Source organism: Arthrobacter sp. 01L42, from assembly GCF_056400005.1.
In genome coordinates this window covers 93,650-111,548 of the sequence record NZ_JBFTSL010000006.1, presented here as the reverse complement: position 1 = coordinate 111,548, position 17,899 = coordinate 93,650, and the positions used below count along the sequence as shown (strand labels likewise).

At 65.3% G+C, this 17,899-nt stretch carries 15 protein-coding genes and 1 pseudogene; 14 read left to right on the top strand and 2 right to left on the bottom strand.

Annotated features, from left to right (window positions below; all coding sequences use genetic code 11):
* The first annotated feature begins 1 nt into the window (after nucleotide 1).
* The 8 genes from gcvT (at nucleotide 2) to purU (ending at nucleotide 8,743) form a co-directional block, all read left to right on the top strand.
* Entirely contained in the window at nucleotides 2–1,138 is a 1,137-nt protein-coding gene (gene gcvT, locus AC1DN2_RS06935; protein WP_476849737.1) for a glycine cleavage system aminomethyltransferase GcvT, read from the top strand.
* Between the two features lie 57 nt (nucleotides 1,139–1,195).
* Entirely contained in the window at nucleotides 1,196–1,579 is a 384-nt protein-coding gene (gene gcvH, locus AC1DN2_RS06930) for a glycine cleavage system protein GcvH (RefSeq protein WP_223913460.1), read from the top strand.
* The gene (glyA, locus tag AC1DN2_RS06925; protein ID WP_476849736.1) at nucleotides 1,576–2,898 is read left to right on the top strand and encodes a serine hydroxymethyltransferase; all 1,323 of its coding nucleotides are present in this window, start codon (nucleotides 1,576–1,578) and stop codon (nucleotides 2,896–2,898) included. Before gcvH ends, glyA begins: the two co-directional genes overlap by 4 nt.
* 117 nt (nucleotides 2,899–3,015) lie before the next feature.
* Nucleotides 3,016–4,428, top strand: a complete 1,413-nt coding sequence (locus tag AC1DN2_RS06920) for an L-serine ammonia-lyase (RefSeq protein WP_476849735.1) — start codon at nucleotides 3,016–3,018, stop codon at nucleotides 4,426–4,428.
* A 14-nt stretch (nucleotides 4,429–4,442) separates the two neighbouring features.
* Nucleotides 4,443–5,450 (top strand): lipoyl synthase, encoded by a 1,008-nt coding sequence (gene lipA / locus AC1DN2_RS06915; RefSeq protein WP_476849734.1) that lies wholly within the window; start codon nucleotides 4,443–4,445, stop codon nucleotides 5,448–5,450.
* 74 nt (nucleotides 5,451–5,524) lie between these two features.
* Complete coding sequence (locus tag AC1DN2_RS06910) at nucleotides 5,525–6,361, top strand: methylenetetrahydrofolate reductase (RefSeq protein ID WP_476849733.1); 837 nt, start codon at nucleotides 5,525–5,527, stop codon at nucleotides 6,359–6,361.
* Entirely contained in the window at nucleotides 6,351–7,817 is a 1,467-nt protein-coding gene (gene cycA, locus AC1DN2_RS06905) for a D-serine/D-alanine/glycine transporter (protein WP_476849732.1), read from the top strand. Before AC1DN2_RS06910 ends, cycA begins: the two co-directional genes overlap by 11 nt.
* Entirely contained in the window at nucleotides 7,814–8,743 is a 930-nt protein-coding gene (gene purU / locus AC1DN2_RS06900) for a formyltetrahydrofolate deformylase (RefSeq protein WP_476849731.1), read from the top strand. Before cycA ends, purU begins: the two co-directional genes overlap by 4 nt.
* Before the next feature lie 432 nt (nucleotides 8,744–9,175).
* Here purU and AC1DN2_RS06895 read toward each other — a convergent pair whose 3' ends face one another.
* The gene (locus AC1DN2_RS06895; RefSeq protein WP_476849819.1) at nucleotides 9,176–9,379 is read right to left on the bottom strand and encodes a hypothetical protein; all 204 of its coding nucleotides are present in this window, start codon (nucleotides 9,377–9,379) and stop codon (nucleotides 9,176–9,178) included.
* 36 nt (nucleotides 9,380–9,415) lie between these two features.
* Here AC1DN2_RS06895 and AC1DN2_RS06890 point away from each other — a divergent pair.
* From AC1DN2_RS06890 to AC1DN2_RS06865, 6 genes and pseudogenes are all read left to right on the top strand, one after another.
* A pseudogene (locus AC1DN2_RS06890) lies at nucleotides 9,416–9,496 on the top strand (short-chain dehydrogenase); the annotation flags it as partial.
* Between the two features lie 413 nt (nucleotides 9,497–9,909).
* Nucleotides 9,910–10,782, top strand: a complete 873-nt coding sequence (locus tag AC1DN2_RS06885) for an aminoglycoside phosphotransferase family protein (RefSeq protein ID WP_476849730.1) — start codon at nucleotides 9,910–9,912, stop codon at nucleotides 10,780–10,782.
* Between the two features lie 77 nt (nucleotides 10,783–10,859).
* Complete coding sequence (locus AC1DN2_RS06880; protein ID WP_476849815.1) at nucleotides 10,860–12,302, top strand: HNH endonuclease signature motif containing protein; 1,443 nt, start codon at nucleotides 10,860–10,862, stop codon at nucleotides 12,300–12,302.
* A gap of 660 nt (nucleotides 12,303–12,962) precedes the next feature.
* Nucleotides 12,963–13,871: a phosphotransferase gene (locus AC1DN2_RS06875; protein ID WP_476849729.1), complete on the top strand. Its 909-nt coding sequence runs from the start codon at nucleotides 12,963–12,965 to the stop codon at nucleotides 13,869–13,871.
* Nucleotides 13,872–13,994: 123 nt separating this feature from the next.
* Nucleotides 13,995–15,287 (top strand): C-glycoside deglycosidase beta subunit domain-containing protein, encoded by a 1,293-nt coding sequence (locus tag AC1DN2_RS06870; protein ID WP_476849814.1) that lies wholly within the window; start codon nucleotides 13,995–13,997, stop codon nucleotides 15,285–15,287.
* A gap of 32 nt (nucleotides 15,288–15,319) precedes the next feature.
* Nucleotides 15,320–16,798 carry a sugar phosphate isomerase/epimerase family protein gene (locus AC1DN2_RS06865; protein WP_476849728.1) on the top strand — a complete coding sequence of 493 codons (1,479 nt, stop codon included), beginning with the start codon at nucleotides 15,320–15,322 and terminating at the stop codon, nucleotides 16,796–16,798.
* A gap of 64 nt (nucleotides 16,799–16,862) precedes the next feature.
* On the opposite strand, the gene AC1DN2_RS06860 is transcribed toward AC1DN2_RS06865, so the two are convergent.
* On the bottom strand, nucleotides 16,863–17,807 hold the full coding sequence (locus AC1DN2_RS06860; RefSeq protein WP_476849727.1) for a LysR family transcriptional regulator: 945 nt from the start codon (nucleotides 17,805–17,807) through the stop codon (nucleotides 16,863–16,865).
* Nucleotides 17,808–17,899 lie beyond the last annotated feature (92 nt).

Genomic DNA, 17,899 nt, shown 5'->3' with positions numbered 1-17,899 from the left:
GATGAGTGAGAACTACACCGCTCTCTACGAGCAGCACAAAAAGGCCGGCGCCTCCTTCACGGACTTCGGCGGCTGGCAGATGCCGCTGAAGTACAGCTCCGAACTCGCCGAGCACCACGCCGTCCGCAACGCCGCGGGCCTGTTCGACCTCTCCCACATGGGCGAAGTCTGGGTCACCGGCCCGGACGCCGCGGCGTTCCTCGACTACGCCCTGGCCGGGAAGCTGTCGGCCGTGGCCGTCGGCAAGGCGAAGTACTCGCTGATCTGCCAGGAAGACGGCGGCATCATCGATGACCTCATCTCCTACCGCCGCGGTGAGGACAAGTACCTGGTGGTCCCCAACGCAGGCAACGCCAAGGTCGTGGCCGCGGCACTGGCCGAAAGGGCCGGTTCTGCCCAAGAAGGCGGGTTCGACGTGACGGTGGAAGACGTTTCCGCCCAGATCTCGCTGATCGCCGTCCAGGGCCCGAACGCCGAAGCCATCCTGCTGACGCTGGTCCCGGCCGAGCAGCATGTCCTGGTCACCGAGCTGAAGTACTACGCTGCGGTTGAGGTTCAGATCAACGGACAAGATCTGCTCCTCGCCCGCACCGGTTACACCGGCGAGGACGGCTTCGAGATCTACATCTCGAACGAGGATGCGGCAGGTCTCTGGGAAGCACTGCTGGAAACCGGTGCCAGCCACGGGCTCATCCCGGCCGGCCTGGCCTGCCGTGACTCGCTGCGTTTGGAAGCCGGCATGCCGCTCTATGGCAACGAACTCTCCCGCGAAGGCAACCCATACGCAGCAGGCCTGGGCCCGGTCGTCTCGCTCGCCAAGGAGTCGGACTTCGTCGGCAAGGCCGCCCTGAGCGAGCTCAAGGCAGCCGGCGCAGGCTCCACGACCGGCCGCAAACTCGTCGGGCTCAAGGGCCTCGGACGCCGTGCCGCCCGCAGCCACTACCCGGTCCTCAAGGACGGCAACGTCGTCGGCGAAGTGACCTCCGGACAGCCCAGCCCCACCCTCGGCTACCCGGTCGCGATGGCCTACGTCGACATCGAACACGCCGCACCGGGCACAGCCCTGGACATTGACCTCCGCGGCAAGACGGAGCCTTTCGAAGTCGTCGCACTGCCGTTCTACAAGCGCCAAAAGTAGCCGGCCGCCGCTGGCTGAGCCTGCCGAAACCACATACGAACTTAAGGATTGAGATAAATGAGCAAAGTTGTAGCCGAACTGAAGTACTCCGCTGAACACGAGTGGGTTGCTGCCGACGGATCTGGCCCTGCAGGAATTGGGATTTCGGCCGTGGCCGCCGACGCCCTGGGCGACATCGTCTACGTGGACCTGCCCGAGGTCGGTTCCGCGGTGACCGCGGGGGAGACCTGCGGCGAGGTCGAGTCGACCAAGTCCGTCTCGGACCTCTACGCGCCGGTCACCGGCGAGGTGGTGGAGATCAATGACGCCGTCGTTTCCGATCCGGCGCTGATCAACAGCGATCCGTACGGGGCCGGCTGGCTGTTCAAGGTCGCCGTGACCGAAGAAGGCCCACTGATGTCGGCTGAAGAGTACGCGTCCAAGAACGGCGGCGAGCTGTGAGCGCCGCGACGGGTACCGTCGCGTTTGAGCAGGTCGTTTCTCCGAGCCTGGACGCGGAGCTGTCCGTGCTGGATCCGGAGATCGCCGCGAAGATCGACGCCGAACTCACCCGGCAGCGTGACGGTTTGGAGATGATCGCCTCGGAGAACCACACCGCCAAGGCTGTGATGCAGGCGCAGGGTTCGGTGTTGACGAACAAGTATGCCGAGGGCTACCCGGGCAAGCGCTATTACGGTGGCTGCGAGCACGTTGACGTTGTGGAGCAGCTCGCGATCGACCGGGTCAAGGCCCTGTTCGGCGCCGAGTACGCCAACGTGCAGCCGCACTCCGGCGCGCAGGCCAACGCCTCCGTGATGCACGCCCTGATCCGTCCGGGCGACACCATCATGGGCCTGAACCTGGCGCACGGCGGGCACCTGACGCATGGCATGCGGATCAACTTCTCCGGCCGGCTCTACAACGTGATCCCGTACCAGGTCCGTGAGGAGGACCACCGGATCGACATGGCCGAGGTCGAGGCCCTGGCCCAGGAGCACAAGCCGGCGCTGATCGTGGCCGGCTGGTCCGCGTACGCCCGGCAGCTGGACTTCGCCGAGTTCCGCCGGATCGCCGACTCGGTGGGCGCTTACCTGATGGTGGACATGGCGCACTTCGCCGGCCTCGTCGCGGCCGGTCTGCACCCGTCCCCGGTCCCGCACGCGCACGTCACCACCTCCACGACGCACAAGACCCTGGCCGGTCCGCGCGGCGGCATCATCCTGTCCAACGACGCCGAGATCGCCAAGAAGATCAACTCGGCGGTGTTCCCCGGGCAGCAGGGCGGGCCGCTTGAGCACGTCATCGCCGGCAAAGCCGTGGCGTTCAAGATCGCCGGGTCCGAGGAGTTCAGGGAGCGCCAGGAGCGTGTCCTGGCCGGCGCCCGGATCCTCGCCGAGCGGCTGGTCCAGGACGACGTGACCGCGCAGGGGATCAACGTGATCTCCGGCGGCACCGACGTGCACCTGGTCCTGGTGGACCTGCGCGAGTGTGAGCTCAACGGGCAGGAAGCCGAGGACCGGCTGGCGGCGATCGACATCACGGTCAACCGCAACGCCGTGCCGTTCGATCCGCGTCCGCCGATGGTCACCTCCGGGCTGCGGATCGGCACCCCGGCGCTGGCGACCCGCGGTTTCGGCGAGGCGGCCTTCGCCGAGGTTGCCGACATCATCGCCGAGGCCCTGACCGCCGACGCCGGCGCGGACCTGTCCGGTCTCCGCACCCGGGTCCAGGCCCTCGCCGCCGCCCACCCGCTCTACCCCTCGGTTGCTAACCTCGCCTAGCGCTCAATGGGCGCATCATCGCACCGGTCCAGGGTCATTGGGGGGCCGGGACCGGTGCGGTGAGCCCCGCCTCTAGTCATTGACCATCATTCTCTTTCTCCGCGGAAGGTACGCATCATGGCAGTTGGAGTCTTCGACCTCTTTTCCATCGGAATAGGGCCATCCAGTTCCCACACCGTTGGCCCCATGCGGGCCGCCGCCGTGTTTGCTGAAGAACTCAAGCCCCTCGGCAAGCTGGCAGAGGCGGCGTCGCTCCGGGTGGACCTCTACGGCTCCCTCGCCGCGACCGGCCACGGCCACGGCACCATGACCGCCATTCTGCTCGGACTCGAGGGCTTCCACCCCGAGCAGATCCTCCCCGAGGAGGTCGAGGAGCGGCTCGCCGCGATCGCGAACACCGGCACCCTGCGGCTGGCCGGCTCGGTCGCCCTGCCGTACGGGGTGCAGGACATGGTCCTGCGCCCCCTGACCATCCTGCCCCGGCACACCAACGGCATGACCTTCACCGTCTCCGACGCCGAAGGCGAAGTCCTCCACCGCGCCACATTCTTCTCCGTCGGCGGCGGCTTCATTGTCCGCGAGGGCGAGGAGGACGCGGCACTGCAGGAACTCGCGGAATCCAAGAAGGAACTTCCCCTGCCGTTCCGCACGGCCGCCGAACTGCTGGAACACTGCCGGAAGACCTCGCTGAGCATCAGCGAGGTGATGCGGATCAACGAAGAGGACAGCCGGACCGAGGCCGAGATCCGTGCGGGGCTGCTGCACATCTACTCGGTGATGGAAGGCTGCGTCGAGGTCAGCCTCAAGCGCGAGGGGCTGCTGCCCGGCGGGCTCAAGGTCCGCCGCCGCGCCCCGGACTGGCACGAGCGGCTGATGAAGGAAACCCGCGGCCAGGACCCCGACTACCGGGACCCGAAGTACTGGCAGGAATGGGTCAACCTGATCGCGCTGGCCGTAAACGAGGAAAACGCCTCCGGCGGCCGCGTGGTCACCGCCCCCACGAACGGCGCCGCCGGCATCATCCCGGCCGTGCTCTACTACGCGCTGCACTTCGCCCCCGGCATGGACCAGGCCACCCAGCAGGACCGGGACGAGGTGGTGGTCAGGTTCCTGCTGACCGCCGGCGCCATCGGGGTGCTGTACAAGGAGCAGGCCTCGATCTCCGGGGCGGAAGTCGGCTGCCAGGGCGAGGTGGGCTCGGCGTCGTCGATGGCGGCCGCCGCCCTGGCCGAAGTCATGGGCGGCACGCCCCAGCAGGTGGAGAACGCCGCGGAAATCGCGATGGAACACAACCTGGGCCTGACCTGCGATCCGATCGGCGGGCTSGTGCAGGTCCCGTGCATCGAACGCAACGCGATCGCCGCCGCCAAGGCCATCAACGCCGCCAAAATGGCGCTCTGGGGCGACGGCACGCACCGGGTCTCCCTCGACGAGGTCATTGTGACCATGCGCGAAACGGGCAAGGACATGTCCTCCAAATACAAGGAAACCGCGATGGGCGGCCTTGCCGTCAACGTCGTCGAATGCTGAAGGAAAGAGAACTAATGACACTGGCACCAGAAGGCCGGAAGATGCTGCGCATTGAGCAGCGAAACGCGGCCACACCGGTGGAACGGAAGCCGGAATGGATCAAGGCCAAGGTCCAGATGGGCCCCGAGTTCGTCCAGCTCAAGAACCTCGTCAAGAAGGAGGGCCTCCACACGGTGTGTGAGGAGGCCGGCTGCCCGAACATCTTCGAGTGCTGGGAAGACAAGGAGGCCACCTTCCTGATCGGCGGCTCCGAATGCACCCGGCGCTGCGACTTCTGCCAGATCGACACCGGCAAGCCCTCCCCCGTGGACATGTTCGAGCCCACCAAGGTGGCCCGCTCGGTCCAGGCCATGCAGCTGCGCTACGCCACCGTCACCGGCGTGGCCCGCGACGACCTCGCCGACGAGGGCGTCTGGCTCTACGCCGAGACGGTCCGCAAGATCCACGAACTGAACCCGGGCACCGGCGTCGAACTGCTGATCCCCGATTTCTCCGGCAGGCCCGAGCACATCGCGGCGATCTGCGACTCCAAGCCCGAGGTCTTCGCCCACAACGTCGAAACCGTGCCCCGGATCTTCAAGCGGATCCGCCCGGCGTTCCGCTACGACCGTTCCCTGGACGTCATCACCCAGGGCCGCAAGCTCGGCATGGTCACCAAGTCCAACCTGATCCTCGGCATGGGCGAGACCCGCGAGGAAATCTCCGAGGCGCTGCGGGACCTGCACGAGGCCGGCTGCGAGCTGATCACCATCACCCAGTACCTGCGCCCGTCCGAGCGGCACCTGCCGGTGGACCGCTGGGTCAAGCCGCAGGAATTCGTGGACCTGCAGCACGAAGCCGACGAGATCGGCTTCCTGGGCGTCATGTCCGGGCCCCTGGTGCGTTCCTCCTACCGCGCCGGCCGGCTCTGGGCCACCGCGATGCGCAAGAAGGGCTGGGAAATCCCGGCCAAACTCGCACACATCGAAAGCTCCGGCAGCACCCGCCAGGAAGCCAGCTCGCTGCTGGCAGCTACGGCCTGAACAACCCAACCTTGATGCCCAAAACCTGATACCCAAAAACCTGATGCCCAAAATCTGATGTTCAGAGAGGACCAATGATGTTCCCCATCAGAATAGAAATCATCCCTTCCGGGGGAATCGTTGAGCGCGTCACGGACCTGGTGCCGTTGACCACGACGCTCACGGTGACGTGCCTGCCCCATCACGGCATCGAGCGGACCATGCGCACTGCCGTGCAGCTTGGTGTGCTGGGCTACACCGTCATCCCGCACCTCGCCGCGCGGACCCTGCATGACCGGGCCGAGCTGACCGGAATCCTCCGCGACTGCGATGCCGCCGGCATCCGCGAGGTCTTTGTCATCGGCGGGGACCGGAAGCAGCCGGCCGGCCCGTATGAGTCCGCCCTTCCTCTGCTGGAGGACATCGCGCAGTACACAGGCGGGTTGATGCGGGCAGGCATTGCGGGCTACCCGGAGGGCCACCCCTCCGCCGGCCCCGTGGAGGTGCTGGACGCCCTCCTGGCAAAACAGCACCTGGCCTCGCACGTTGTGACCCAGATGTGCTTCGCCCCGGAGAAAATCCTTGATTACGCTGCGCTCCTGCGCCGCGAAGGCGTTGAGCTGCCCATCTGGGCAGGGGTGGCGGGGTCCGTGCCCCGGACCAAACTGGTCTCGCTGGCTACGCAGATCGGCGTCGGAAGTTCCCTGAAGTTCCTGAGCCGGAAGGGCCCGCTGGCCCGCAAACTCCTGAGCGGCGACCACTACTCGCCGCAAAGCCTGGTGTCCGGGCTGGAAAACCAGCCTGGCAACCTCGCGGGCATCCATCTCTACAGCTTCAACAGCCTTGACTCGGTTCCCTGCGGACCGGGTCAGGCGCCCATCTCAGCAGCACTCCAGACAGCATTGATTCGAGGAGCAGCACGTGACAACTGAAACCGTAACTTCCCACCAGGAACCGCATCTTGAGCGGCAGCTCAGCAACCGGCACATCCAGCTGATCGCCATTGGCGGCGCCATCGGCACCGGCCTGTTCATGGGCTCGGGCAAAACCATCTCCGCGGCCGGGCCGTCCGTCATCTTCGTCTACATGATCATCGGCTTCATGCTGTTCTTCGTGATGCGGGCCATGGGCGAGCTCCTGCTCAGCAACCTGAACTACAAATCCTTCAGCGACTTCGCAGCGGACCTCCTTGGGCCCTGGGCCGGCTTCTTCACCGGATGGACGTACTGGTTCTGCTGGGTGATCACGGGAATCGCGGACGTCATCGCCATTGCCGGATACTCCAAGGAACTCTGGCCGGGGCTGCCGCTGTGGATCCCGGGCCTGGCCACCGTGGCCATCCTCCTGCTCCTGAACCTCACCACGGTGAAGGCGTTCGGCGAGACGGAGTTCTGGTTCGCGCTGATCAAGATCGTCGCTATCGTGGCGCTGATCGTGGTGGGCCTGTTTATGATCTTCAGCGGGTTCCAGTCCGATGCCGGCCCTGCCAGCTTCACAAATCTGTGGAGCCACGGTGGATTCTTCCCGAACGAGTTCATGGGTTTTGTGGCCGGCTTCCAGATCGCCGTGTTCGCTTTTGTGGGCATTGAGCTGGTGGGCACCACCGCCGCGGAGGCCAAAGACCCGGAGAAGAGCCTGCCGAAGGCCATCAACTCCATCCCGATCCGAGTGCTGCTCTTCTACGTGGGCGCCCTGATCATCCTGATGTCTGTCACTCCCTGGACCCAGTTCCAGGCTGGCCACAGCCCGTTCATCGCCATGTTCTCCCTGGCAGGGCTCGGAGCCGCGGCAACGATCGTGAACCTGGTGGTGCTCAGCTCGGCCATGTCCTCGGCCAACTCCGGCATCTACTCCACGTCGCGCATGGTCTACGGGCTGGCCCAGGAGGGCGACGCGCCGTCAGTCTTCAGCAGCCTGTCCCGGCGTAAGGTCCCGCAGAACGCCCTGTTCCTGTCCTGCGTCCTCCTGCTCTCCGGCGTGGTGCTGATGTACGCCGGACAGGACATCGGCAAGGCCTTCGACATGGTGACCACCGTGTCGGCCGTCTGCTTCGTGTTCGTATGGTCCATCATCCTGGCCAGTTACCTGGCCTTCCGCCGTCGCCGCCCGCACCTGCATGACGCGTCCAAGTTCCAGATGCCCGGCGGAATCCCCATGGTCTGCGTGGTCTTCGCGTTCTTCGCCTTCGTCCTCTGGGCGTTGACCACGCAGCCGGACACACTTCTGGCACTCCTGGTAACGCCGGTCTGGTTCATTCTGCTCGGCGCCGCGTGGTTCGTGCTGCGCCGGCGCCCCGCGCACTTGGCCCGCTATGAAAGCTTCCAGGCTGAGCTCGCGCAGGACGAGGAATCAGCTGTTGCGCGAAAGTTTGAGAAGGTTCAGAAATGACCGCACAGACCCCAAACAGCCCCGAGCCTGCAGCTGCGGAACCCGGTGCCACGGCAGAGCACATCCTGACCGTCGACTGTGTTGAGTCGCCGGGCATCGTCAATTCGGTCTCGGGATTCCTGCTCAACCACGGCTGCGACATCCTGGACATCAAGCAGTACGGGGACAAGGGGCAACGGCACTTCTTTATGCGCGTCCACTTTTCCTCGGGTTCCTCCTCCGACGCCTCCTTAGGGCAGGATTCCTTCAGCACCGAGGACCTGCGCCGCGACTTCACGCCTGTGGCCGAAAAGTGGGAGATGAATTGGCAGCTGGAACCGCACGGCCGCAAACGCCGTGTCCTGGTGATGGTGTCCAAAATGGGCCACTGCCTCAACGATCTACTCTTCCGGGCACGCACCGGCGACATCCCGGTGGAAATCGTCGCGGTGGTATCCAACCACCGCGACCAGGAGGGCCTGGTCCAGTGGCACGGCATCCCGTTCTTCCACCTGCCAGTCACCAAGGACACCAAGCCCGAGGCGGAGGCCCGGCTAATGGAGCTGGTGGACGCCTTCGACGTGGAACTCGTGGTCCTGGCCCGTTACATGCAGGTCCTGAGCGATGAGCTCTCGGCTCAGCTGGCGGGACGGACCATCAACATCCACCACTCGTTCCTGCCCAGCTTTAAAGGCGCAAAGCCGTACCACCAGGCCTACGACCGCGGCGTCAAGACCGTGGGCGCCACGGCTCACTACGTCAACGCCGAACTCGACGAGGGCCCGATCATTTCCCAGCAGGTCATCGAGGTGGACCACACGTACACCGCTGATGACCTGGTGGCGGTGGGCCGGGACGCCGAATGCGCGGCCCTCCGCAACGCCGTCCGCTGGCATTGTGAAGGCAGGATCCTGCTGCTCGGCAACCGCACCGTCATCTTGCGGTAGGCCATGAAACCGACAAATGTGCCGCGCTGGCGCCCAGTGTCGTGGAACGCCTTGCCCGTCGGGCAGCCGGTGAGGCTCTCGCAGGACGGCCGCCCTATCGGCTCCGGCACCGTGGACGGAACCACGCCAGACGGATCCATCATCTGGGTTGTCCTTGACGGCTGGTCCGAACGGCGAATGTTCCACCGGGAGGATTATGTTCGGGTCGAAATTAGCGCGTAGCCGGCCGCGGCCAGCGCGCGAGTCATCGCACCGTAAGCGCGCTGATCGGCGGTTGCGCAGGGAAACCTGGGCTGTCATTCTCGCGGCCGGTGCCCTGTTGGCAGTGATCCTGTGGCAGGCACTGTCCTATGGAAACTGACAAAACGCCAGCGGACGACGCCGACTGGGCTCCATAGAAGGTCAAGACGACGGCATCAGAGTCCGTCGAATTCAGACTGGTTCGATTTTGCTGGGCCGGGGTTCAGCATGATGTCCGTTCTGCTTGCTCGGGATCTCGGTCGGCGCTCCGGGGAGCGCGTACACGCGTCGGGCGTTGTCGCGTCCGACGAGTTGCACGATCCTGCGGGCGTCCGCCTCGGAACAGTCGTCGTCGTCGATCCATCCGCCGGCTACCTTGGTGATTGCGTTGCGCAACAGTCTCGCTCCGAGGTAGTGAAGTTCGGCTGGGCCGCCACCGCCGCGCAGCTCGCCGCCTCCATCACCTTCCTGCTCAGCGACGACGGCACCAACGTCAACGGCGCCGCCGTCGCTCGTTTACCTGCGTCAGGAGGGCGGCGCAGCGACGGTTCAAGTCCACCCTCCGGACGCCGCGACCGGCTTTCTGGAAAAGTTGCGCAGCCAGGTGTGGGAAGCCCGAGGTGATAGGGCAGCTGATGACGGCAGCGCCGACAGCCAGGGTTCTGGAAGAGGTGGCCCGTCAGGGCCAGGGCGCGGGCTGACCGCTGAGAATCCGGTGGTCCACGCCGGATGAGCTAGCCGCAACTTCATGCTGTCCCAGGACGACGGCGGGACATCCCGCCGTCGTCCGATTCCATGTCCTCCCGCGCCCCGTCGGCTCTTGGGCTCTTGACCGATATTCGGACGAGGGGAAAGGATCGGACTGCATTGCCGGCACAAAGGAAGGCGGGTTCTGAATGGCGGAAATGCCGCCAGCCACGGTGGAAGTGAGTGACGCAGTGATCCAGCGCCTTGTCCGGGACCAGCGGCCCGACCTCGGCGATTGTCCCTTAGTGCGGGTTGCGAACGGCTGGGACAACGCGACCTTCCGGCTCGGTGACGGCCTGGCCGTCCGGCTTCCGCGCAGGGCGGAGGCCGTTCCGCTGATACTGCATGAGCAGCGCTACCTTCCCGACATAGCCCGCCGCTCCCCGGTCGCGGTTCCTGTCCCCGTCCATGCCGGCAGGCCGACGTCGGACTTTCCATGGCCGTGGAGCATCGTGCGGTGGGTCCCCGGAGCCGCTGCGGCCGACGTCGTGCCGGCAGGCCGCGGGCCGGCGGCTAAGGGCCTCGCCGATTTCCTGCTGTCCCTTCACGTGCCCGCCGAAACCGGCGTCCCGGTCAACCCTTTCCGAGGCGTGCCGCTGGCGGACCGTGACGCTGTGCTGATAGAACGGCTCGGGGACCGCGAACGCTACCCGCAGGCGGCAGCGCTGAGAGCAGTGTGGGCGCAGGCCTGCGCCGCCAAAGCCTGGGATGGTCCGGCGATGATGCTCCACGGAGACCTCCACCCTGGCAACATCCTGCTGGCGGACGACGGCTCCCTGGCCGGCGTCATCGATTTCGGCGACGTCGGGGCAGGGGACCCGGCTGTCGATCTTGCGGTGGGGTGGCTGATGTTCGACGCCGGCACCCGCCACCGCTTCATGGGCGCCTTTGGCTCCGCAGTAGATGGAGACACCTGGGTGAGGGCCCGCGGTTGGGCCCTCATCCTGTCCACCGCCATGCTGAGCAACTCCGACGATAATCCTCGGATGTTCAGCGTAGGAAAGTTCGGGATCAGGCAGATCGTGGATGACGGACTTCGCCTGCAACTCTGACGCCAGAGTTAAATGTCAGTGGCGCCTGCCATGCTGAGGGTGTGGAAGGCAAAGCAGTTGCGGAGACGTTGGAGGCCATGGAGGCCTCCCTTGCCAGGTTGTCTGCATTTGCCGGTCGCGGAGCCGGGAACGCGGCCTCGACTGGCGCTGACCCTCTTCGGGACGAAGCGGACGCGTGCCTGGACGGTATGGCTGAGGTCGCCAGCATGGAAGCCAGGCTGGCCGCCCTGAAAGTGCACTTCGCCGCCGGATATGCCCGCGCTGCCGTCGCCATGGCGGGCCCAGCCGATTCCCCGCAGGAGCGCACCGCCCAGGAAATGGCCGTGACAGCAGAGGTGGCCTGTGTCCTGACCGTGAGTGAAAGATCGGCGGCGGCGCTCCTGGCAGAGTCGGCCACCCTGACCACTAAGTTGCCCCTGACGCTGGCTGCGCTGCAAGTAGGCAGCATTTCATGGCAACATGCGCGGGTGATGTGTGATGAAACGTCCGGTCTGGACCTCGCCGCGGCGGCTGCTTTGGAGGCTCATTTCCTGGACCCCGAAGCTCCCTTTGCCGCGCGTGGCTGCCCGGCGGGGGAGCTGGTGCCGGGCAGGTTCCGGGCCAAGGCGCGCAGATGGCGTGAGCTGCACCATCCCGTAAGCATCGAAGCCCGCCACCGCAAGGGTGTGGAGGACCGTCGGCTGGAATATGTGCCGGACCGGGACGGCATGGCCTGGCTCTCGGCCTATCTGACTGCGGATGTGGCGGTGGCTGCATGGTCCCGTGCCACGGAAGCGGCCCGTGCCCTGCAGGAGCCGAATGAATCCCGGACCCTGACCCAGCTCCGTGCGGACGTCGCCGCCGACTGGCTGCTGGCGGGGGTGGCGGAAGGAACTCCGTCACCCAAGGCGCAGGTCCTGGTGACCGTGCCGGTGCTGTCTCTTTTGGGCGCCGAGTCGGAACCGGCCACGCTGGACGGGTATGGTCCCGTTCCGCCGAGCATGGCCCGCCGGCTTGTGGGGGATGGCGCCGGATCGTTCCTGCGTGTGCTGACCGATCCGCGCAGCGGAGCGCCGCTGGAGATCGGACGGACCAGCTACCGGGTTCCGAAGGCGATGCGCCAATGGTTGCGGCTTCGGGATGGCCGGTGCCCTTTTCCGGGCTGCAACAACCATTCCCTGGATAACGAAGCGGATCATCTGTTGGCTTGGTCCGAGGGAGGCGGCACCGGGGTCACCAATCTGGGCCAGCCATGCCGGCGGCACCACCGGCTCAGACACACCACAGCATGGAGGCCGGTTGACGCGACCCGGGACAAGCCACCCGGCTGGATCTCACCTGCGGGACGCTCCTATCCCAGCGAACAACAAGACTGGGAACCACCACGCTGGCCGCAGCACCTCGGCCACGCGGGTGAAGGCCGGGAGTTGGAACCGCCCGACTGGCCGGACGTACTTGTCGGCGCTGTTGGACCCGGAGAGACCGGGCCGCCACTGCCGGTGGATCCCTTTCCTGACTGGGCACTGTTCATCGCGGCGTAGGAGCGGGGCTCCATGTTTCCCTCCCCGTCCAATGAGAGGCTCGAAAGGATGTGCCGGCCATTGGCCTGCACCCCTGCCTCCGCCGTGACCCTGAGCCGTGACCCTGAAAGGCCGGATCGGCCAGGACGAACGCGACTCAGGCCACCGTCCCCCCGCCCATCACGGTCCGGGTCAATCTCGACTCACCGGACGGGTTCGTCGGGTCTGCCTGCTGCGGCGATCCTGCGACGCATGACGCCGAGTGGACGGGGAAGAAGGCCTTGATGAAAGTTTCTTCATGACCGTTTCATCCCTGCCTCATTGTTGTCGTTCACGCTGGACACACGAATGGCTTGCGCCGGAAGAGCCTGGGTATGGGGAAGCGGGGGCATGGTGGACGGAGCATGGCTGTCTACTGTTCGGGGGCACGGCACGCCTGGAACGCGTCAATCTGCTGCGTCGCACCACTCGCTGGTGTCTCCGCCAGTCCATGGAATTGATTCCATGGATTGGCCCTCCGCCGTTCCGGCGTCTGCCGACGACGATACCGGCACGTCCTGGCTGGTTCAGCGGGCTTGGCCAGAGAAGACACCAGGAGAATTTGTACTGGAGGTCCGGACGCCGGGAGTGCCAGGCGTCCGGGGAGCTTACTTGCGTCACGGGCAGTTCGAACTAATCCCGTTGGACGATCCGGGGCTTCCCGCCTTGCGGGGGGAAGCGCAGCAGGGGGAATTGATTTCGTATTGGCCATACCATCAGGCTGTCGTCCGGGCGGAGGGCCGCTATATCAAGATCTTCGGGCCCGGGGGAGCCGTCGTACCGGCCGAGCGCTGCGCGCAAATGGAGGTCCTGCTGGACGCCGGCAACTTCACAACGCCCAGAATCCTTCGTCAGAGTTCCCAGGCGGACGTCATCGCTTTCAGCGCCATACCGGGACCGACTCTGAACGAGCTGGGCCGGGTGGAAGCGGCCGTCTGCGATGAAGCGTTCGCCAGGGCATGGGAGAAATGGTCGCGCGCCTGGGTCGCGGAACTGAACGGCTCCCATGGCCCAGCAGCACGAGGCGTTCTCGACAGCCTTCCGCTCCGTTCAGCAGAGTGGGAAGCCACGAAGGTGTGCCGACGGGTGGACGACTGGTTGCGGCACAATGAAAACGTCCCCGAGCTGTCGTCTCAGCGCGCTGTCCTGCGCGCCGCGGCAGAGCACGTGGCCATGAACTTCGCACGGACGGCACCGGATCCGGTGGTATGGGCGCACGGAGACCTGTACGACAAGCAAATCATCGTTCCCGACGGCGACATCCCGCCCGGACTGCTGGACTTCGACAGTACGGCCCGACACGAGGCCGCCCGGGATCTGGCCGGCCTGGACGTCCATCTGGAGCTGCATCTACGAAACAACCGCATGACGCCTGCACGATATCTGACCGCTCACACGCAGGTGCTGGCCGTGGCCGAGGAACTGCGCGTCAGTCCAGCCCGGTTCGATGCGTACTCGGACGCCATCTGGCTCCGTCTGGCACTTTCTCCGTTACCTGGCCGCTTCTCTCTGGCCATCGGCGTCCTCGCGGAACGGGCCGAAAGGAGCTGAGGCCCTCGAAGCGGCCAGGCCGGCGAGCCCTTGGCATGTTTTGCCGGTTAGCCGCTCACTTAGGTGTAAAAGCGACAGAATGATTGCTACTCTGGATTCTGCACCTAGAGAGAGTGAGCAATGATGCTTCTCGAAAGAGACCTCATCCAGTCCGTCGGCTTCCGCAACGTAATGGACGGCGGACGTGTAACCGGCTTTCAGTTCCGGGTCCGGATGCCTTCCTACCGGGGCATGGCCGCGTCCCTCATCGATGGCATCGCCGTTCGCGTGGGCGGCATCGTCGACGTCGGACCTGACGTTCCGCTGTGGACCTTCGGCGGGCGGACCTACACCCTGCAGCAGCTCTGGGAAAGTGATGGCGTGCGCTGGCCCCTTGAGGAAGCGGCAGTGGTCACCGTTCCCCTCGATGGCGGCCTGCCGCAGGGCGTCCACGAGCTCTCCATCGAGCTGCGGCTGCGGATGTCCTACATACCAGTCGAGCACCAGCCCACCACTCACCGGACCAGCCGCAAGGTGACGCTCGCACCGGAAGGCGGCGAAGGTACCTTCCGCTACGGCGTTTCCCTCTACAGCTTTATGGGCGATTACGGCACGGTGATGGACCTTGAGACGGCGCTGGCCGCCGTCGCCGACGTGGGCGCCACCGGCGTCGAGATCCTCGGCGAGGGCCACGTTCCCAACTATCCGGAACCGTCCCCGGCCTGGATCGATAACTGGTTCGGCCTGCTGGAGAAGTATTCGCTGGAGCCGACGAACTACGGTTCCTGGATTGACACCCGTCTTCACCCGGGCCGCACCATGACGGTCGCCGAGGGTGCGGAGGCCCTGCAGCGGGACCTGCGGCTTGCCAACCAATTGGGTTTCGGCTTCGTGCGCCCCAAGATCGGCGTGGTGTCCAGCGATCTGGTCCCAGACCCCATCTGGACCGAGTCCGTGGAACGCTCCCTTGATCTGGCCCACGAGCTGGGGATCATCATCTGCCCGGAGATTCATTCGCCGACGCCCATCAGGCACCCCGTCGTCGAGGACTACATCGCCCTCATCGAACGAACAGGAACCAAGAACTTCGGCCTGCTCATCGACACCGGAATCTTCCAGGACCGGCCCATTCCGCTGCGCGCAGGTGAGACCCGCGAGACCCGGCCGGCCTTCCTCGACGGCATCGGCGTCGACCCCGCCGACTTCGCCGATATCGCCCAGTATGTGGTGTTCGTCCAGGCGAAGTTCCACGACATCAACGAGCAGCTGGAAGACCAGCAGATTCCCTGGCTGCCCGTGCTCAAGGCCCTCAAGGACTCCGGCTACACCGGTTATCTCTCCAGTGAATATGAAGGCGAACGCACGCCATGGCACGCCATTGAGCAAGTGCGGCGCCAACACGCCCTGATCCGCCGCATCACCGGCGAACTTACCTGACCCATCCCCTTTTCCCAGTAAAGAGAGCAACAATGCCAAACGGACTTCTTGACGATGCAAGCCTCCGCACCCATCCCGACGGTCTCGCGCTTGCCCTGACCCTGCCGTGGTACCGAAGTCTGTGGCTCTCCTCGGTCTCCAGCCTGCGGCTCACCGTCGACGGCCAGGATATCCCCGCCGGGAACTTGTCCCTGGAACTGGGCGGTGTCCGCTATGCGCTCCCGGACCTGCCCGCTCAAAGCGAAACTCTCTGGTACCTCCAGGAACATCCCTTGCTCATCGCCACAACGGAGAGCCCTGTTGCCTTGGGCGAGCAGCACACCGTCCGGCTCATCGGTGAGCTGCGCCTGCCCTACATGCAGATTGCGCCCGGCAAGGACGGCGGTCCCGGCATGTACGTTCCCAACTTCGTGAACCAGACGTTGGAGCTGACCGTCACGGACAGGGCTGCGGCGGCACCGGAACTGACGACGGCGGTCACGCCGCCCCCACCGAAAGCGGAGGAAGATCCGTTCTCGCTGGGGCTCACCCTGTACTCGGCAAGCGCCGAATTCCGGGCCGGCTGGTACGACTTCGACGGTCTGCTGAACCGCGTGGCCGAGCTCGGCATCGGCCCCGGGATCGAAATTGTGGCATCGCAGGTCCTGCCTGCCTATCCCAACGTGACTGACGACTTCGTGCGCTCGTGGCAGCGCGCCTTCGACAAACACGGCTTCACCGCCAGCTCCTTCGGCGCCAATTTGGACATGGGACGCCGCCGTGACCGCGACATGACCCCGGACGAGGAGTACGAGTTCACGCAGACACTCTTCCACGGCGCCAAGAAGCTCGGTTTTCCGCTCGTCCGCATCCAGAGCGCGAAGCCGGACCTGCTTCGCCGGCTGCTGCCGCTCGCCGAGGACCTCGAACTCAAACTTGCCTACGAGATCCATGCACCGCTGGGACCCAACTCGCCCGAGATCATGAAGGTCCGCGACGTCTACGCCGAGCTGGATTCACCGCTGTTGGGCTTCGTGGCTGACTTCTCCTCAACCATGCACAGCATGTCTCCCACGCTCCTGCGCGCGGTTCGCCGTGCCGGGCTGGACGATGAAGCTGTCGAAAGGCTGCAGGGTATCTGGGGCACTGAGGCACCGATGCGGGTGCGGCAGGAGGAGTTCATTGCGTACCTGCGGGGACGTGACTTCGATCCTGCCCGGCTTGGGTCCTTCGCCCACCTGGCGTTCAACATGCACGGCCACGTCAGCCCGAAGGAGTGGGCTGACATCATGCCGCAAATCATGCACGTCCACGCGAAGTTCTACGACATTGATGAGCAGGGCAACGAGCCGGCCATCGACTATCCGGAACTGGTCCGCGTATTCGTCGAAGGCGGCTACCGCGGTTACTGGTCCAGCGAATGGGAAGGCCATGCCTTCGCTGAGCTCGGTGAGGTGGATCCGCTGCTGCTGGTGCGGAAGCAGCATGACCTCATCCGCAAGAGCATGCGTACGGCGCTGGCATCAGCCTGACCTGAAAGGCCGACGTCCCATAGCCTCGATGCCCGTCCGTTTAGCCGGCCGGGCATCGAGGCATTTAAGGGGTTTCCTTGGTTGCGGCGGCTGCCACGATGTCGGCAGCCTCTTTGAAGAGGCCCCGCATCCACTCATGTTCGGAGTCGCGGTTGTGCACGGGGTGCCACCACAAGGCATTAACCAGCGGCGTGGCATCGAAGGGCAGCGGCAGGATCCGAATCCCGCCCACGCGCAGGGCGAACGGCACCAGGGCCGCCTGGATGAGCGCGATCCGGTTGGTCCCAACCACAAAATGCGGCAAGGACTGGAAACTTTCAACAACCACGTCCACGCGGGGCTCAACGCCCAGCTGCTGGATCTGCCGTTCCGCCGACGTTGAGGCTGAGCGCGTCTGATAGGTCATCACCCAGGGAAGTTCAGCGATGTTTTCCATGGTGATTTGCTCGCCGACGGCTTCATTTGACGTGGAGACCACGGCCACCCACCCGTCCCTCCACAGGTCCAGGTAGGGCAGCCCGGTGAGGAATCCATGAGGAATCACCATGCCGTCCACCGATCGAAGGCGGTTGGCTGCATCCTCCACCACCATCGGATTGTGGAGCATGAACCGGAACCGGACACCTGGGGCGCGCTCGGCTGCAAGCTCGGAAACAACCCGGCCAATGGTGGTGAAGCCGTAATCCGAGCCGTAGATGGAGAACTCGCGCTCGGATTCTGTGGGCTCCCAGGTGGCCTGGCTTTCGAAGACGCGGCGTGCGGCCTCCAGCGCGGTGGTGGTGTGCTCGGCGAGCCGGAGGGCGAAGGGGGTGAGCTCGTAAGCATTGCCGCGGCGGGCCAGGATCGGGTCCCCAAAGTGGGATCGGAGCCGGGCGAGTGAGGCGCTGAGCGCCGGCTGGCTGAGGTGGAGCCGCTCGGCCGCCCTGGTAACGCTTCGCTCGGTAATGAGGGCATCCAGCGAGATCAGCAGGTTGAGGTCGAGACGGGAAAGCAGGACATGTTTCGTCACGGCGCAGCGATCCTTTGGGAGTGGAACCGTTTCAAGGGAGTGTATCAGCGGGATCTATAACGTAGGCGAAGCCATCAGGGATCTGGATGGAC